This is a genomic window from Mycobacterium sp. TH-M11 (genome assembly GCF_057473725.1).
In genome coordinates this window covers 1-2759 of record NZ_JBYCLD010000098.1, presented here as the reverse complement: position 1 = coordinate 2759, position 2759 = coordinate 1, and the positions used below count along the sequence as shown (strand labels likewise).

General features: G+C 67.9%; 1 protein-coding gene. It reads right to left on the bottom strand.

What is annotated here, in order from left to right:
• Positions 1 to 2636, bottom strand: a 2636-nt coding sequence (rne, locus tag AC2VOG_RS04040) for a ribonuclease E (protein ID WP_486938628.1), incomplete at its 3' end; no start/stop codon positions are given.
• Positions 2637 to 2759 lie beyond the last annotated feature (123 nt).

Sequence of the window (2759 nt, the reverse complement as noted above, 5' to 3'; positions counted from 1 at the left end):
TCGTCATCGTCGTCATCGAGATCGACGTGATCGGTGTCGTCCTCGTCGTCGTCTTCCTCATCCTCGTCGTCGCTGTCGTCCTCGTCGTCGCTGTCGTCAAAGTCGTCGTCGTCGAGGTCGTCTTCGACCGTCTCGCGCGCGGCCTGCTTCCGCAGCTGCGCGTCGGACTCGGCGTCGCCCCCGTCCTGCTCGCCGGGCAGCTCGGTGTCCTCGTCGGGAGCGGATTCGTCGTCGTCATCGTGGTGACCGCCGTTGGCCGCGGCCATCGCTTTGAACATCGGATGCTCGCCGGGCGTATGCACGGGCACGCTGGCGACGGCCGGCTCTTCGGCCTTGCCCTTCTTGGACCGGCGGCCGCGCCGACCGCCGGACTCCGGCTTGCGGCCGATCGTCGGCGCCGAGTCGACCGGGTCGGCGTGCAGCGTGATGCCGCGGCCGCTGCAGTGCGGACACGTCGTGGAGAAGGCTTCGATCAGACCGGTTCCGAGCTTCTTTCGGGTCAGCTGCACCAGGCCCAGCGAGGTCACCTCGGACACCTGATGACGGGTGCGGTCGCGGGCCAGCGCCTCGGTCAGCCGCCGCAGCACCAGGTCCCGGTTGGATTCCAGCACCATGTCGATGAAGTCGATGACGATCATGCCGCCGATGTCACGCAGCCGAAGCTGCCGCACGGTCTCCTCGGCCGCCTCGAGGTTGTTCTTGGTGACGGTCTGCTCGAGATTGCCACCGGAGCCGGTGAACTTACCGGTGTTGACGTCGACGATCGTCATCGCCTCGGTCCGGTCGATGACCAGCGTGCCGCCCGACGGCAGCCAGACCTTGCGATCCATCGCCTTGGCCAGCTGCTCGTCGATGCGGTGCACCGCGAAGACGTCGGGACCGTCCCCGGCGGGTTGTTCGTACTTGGTGAGCTTCGAGACTAGTTCGGGCGCAACCGATTCCACGTATTCGTTGATGGTGGTCCAAGCGTCTTCGCCGGCGACGATCAGTTGGGAGAAGTCCTCGTTGAACAGGTCGCGGATCACCTTGACCAGCACGTCGGGCTCCTCGTAGAGCGCGACGGCGGCACCGGCCGCTTTCTCCTTGGTCTGCTGCGCACGCTCGGCGATCTCGTTCCACCGCTCCTGCAACCGATCGACGTCGCCGCGGATGTCGTCCTCTTTCACGCCCTCCGACGCGGTGCGGATGATCACGCCGGCATCGGACGGGACGACCTCGCGCAAGATCTCCTTGAGCCGCTGGCGTTCGGTGTCGGGAAGCTTGCGACTGATGCCGGTCGAGGACGCGCCCGGCACGTAAACCAGGTAGCGGCCGGCCAGCGACACCTGGGTGGTCAGCCGGGCACCCTTGTGGCCGACCGGATCCTTGCTGACCTGCACCACGACGTAGTCGCCGGGCCGCAGCGCCTGCTCGATCTTGCGGTTGGACCCGCCCAGACCGGCCGCCTCCCAATTCACTTCGCCGGCGTAGAGCACGCCGTTGCGGCCGCGGCCGATGTCGACGAACGCCGCCTCCATCGACGGCAGCACATTCTGCACGATGCCCAGGTAGATGTTGCCGACCAGAGAGGCCGAGGCGGCGCTGGTGACGAAGTGCTCAACGACGATGCCGTCTTCGAGCACGGCGATCTGGGTGTAGCGACTGCCGGGGTGCGGCGGCTCGGTGCGGACCTTGTCGCGGACCACCATCACCCGCTCGACCGCCTCACGGCGGGCCAGGAACTCAGCTTCGGTCAAGACCGGCGGGCGGCGCCGTCCCGCGTCGCGGCCGTCCCGGCGGCGCTGCCGTTTGGCCTCCAGCCGGGTCGAGCCGTCGATGCCCTGGATCTCGTTGTTGTCGGACTGCTTCTTGGCGCGGGGCTGACGCTCGTGCACCACGGTGTTCGGCGGGTCGTCGGGTGCCGGGTTGTCGTCGGAGTCGTCACCGGAACCAGACTTGCGGCGACGACGGCGACGGCGGCGCTTGGTGGCACCCTCGCCGGAACCGTTGTCCTCATCGGAACCATCGGAGTCATCTGTATCGTCGTCGGCGTCGTCGCCCGAGTCGTCGTCGGCGTCGCTCGCATTGTCTGATTTCTCGCCGTCGCCGGAGCCGTTCTCGGAGCCGTTCTGCTCGCCGCGCCCGCGGCCACGGCCACGACGCCCACGGCGGCGACGGCGATTAGCCGGGCGATCGGCCTGATCGTCATCGCCATCTGCGTCACCGTCACCGTCGAAGTCGTCGTCATCGTCGTCATCGGTGACGGCGGCTTCGTCGGGTTTGCCGGGACCCTCGACCCGCTCCACCGGCTGCGGGGCGACAAACAACGGCATGTACTCGGGCCGTTCGACCGGCGCGGTCTCCAGCATCAGCCGCGACTCGGGCTCCTCCGCGTCACCGGGCGCGACCGCGGCGACCGCTGCGCCGATCGGCACCGGCGCACTGCCCAGCAGATCGCGAACGCGAACCGCGTCGACGCGCTCCACGCTGGAGTGCGCGCTGCGAACGCGACCGTCGAGCTCAGTCAGCGCGTCGAGAACCTGCCTGCTGGTTGTACCCAGCACGCGGGCCAGCGAATGAACCCTCAGCCGATCGGGCAGCTCCTCATGCTGCGACGAGTCTTGAGGAACTTCTGAGAATGGGCCACCGTCTGTCACGTATTCTCCTCTAGCCCCCGGGCGCGTCGTTTCGACGCGGCCACGCGAGGGCTTCGCTATGTACCCGGGTCACTTCCTCCCGGGCTTGTGATGGTCTTGCCCCGAGCAGTTCGGGTCGAACAC